The 788-nt window shown below is 28.2% G+C and carries 1 pseudogene; it reads left to right on the top strand.

Going from position 1 to position 788, the window contains the following annotated elements:
- A pseudogene (locus ACF91D_RS30985) lies at positions 1-644 on the top strand (SAR2788 family putative toxin); the annotation flags it as partial.
- Between the last annotated feature and the right edge of the window lie 144 nt (positions 645-788).

Genomic DNA, 788 nt, shown 5'->3' with positions numbered 1-788 from the left:
GATTACTAATGCAGATATTACTGAAAGTAAAACTGGCGAAATATCTAAAGTTATTACTTCTATTAATGATGAAGAAATATCATTGGATACAACTTTAACGAATAATTTTGACACTGTTGAAATTAAATTAAATTAAATTAAATTAAATTAAATTAAATAGTGAAATATCTACCAGTGAAGAAGTAGAAAACATAGACTATTCTATAGATTTAACTTATGCGGATGCAAATGATATTGCGGGATTCTTAATTGATAATAAAACGGGTGATGAACATCAATTTGATACTCGATTATCTGAAGCTTCAGCAGTTCCTTTAGTTGTTGTAGCTGTAATGGCTGCTCGTTATGGTATCAAATGGGCTATTAAAAAATATGGCAAAACAGCTGTTAATAAAGCTATTAAATCAAGCACACACAGTATAGCTAAAGGCATCAATAAAAAGTTATTAAGTCAAAATGGTGTTGATATTCGAAAATTTACTCAAAAAGTAAAAGGTCAACAAACTTGGAAAGATCCCAAAACTGGCTGGAAGATAACAAGAGATAATGGTAATGGGCATGGCGGAAGTTATTATAAACTGTTAAATAAAAGCGGAAAAAGGGTAGCAACTTTAACTAAAGGTGGAAAAATATTAAGAAGGTAGGATAAAAATGTCTGAAGTAAATAAAATAAATAGTATTAAAGATATTGAGTTCAATAACTTTAGCAATGCGTATAATGTATACCTAGAAAATGAATTATCTCAATTAGATGATAACGGAATTGATATTAATAATTCTTATTTTAA

The sequence above is a fragment of the Staphylococcus sp. 231237_7MaSpsaltlick genome, assembly GCF_043107035.1.
Note: the sequence above shows the minus strand (reverse complement) of the source record. Positions and strands in the feature narration are given on the sequence as shown.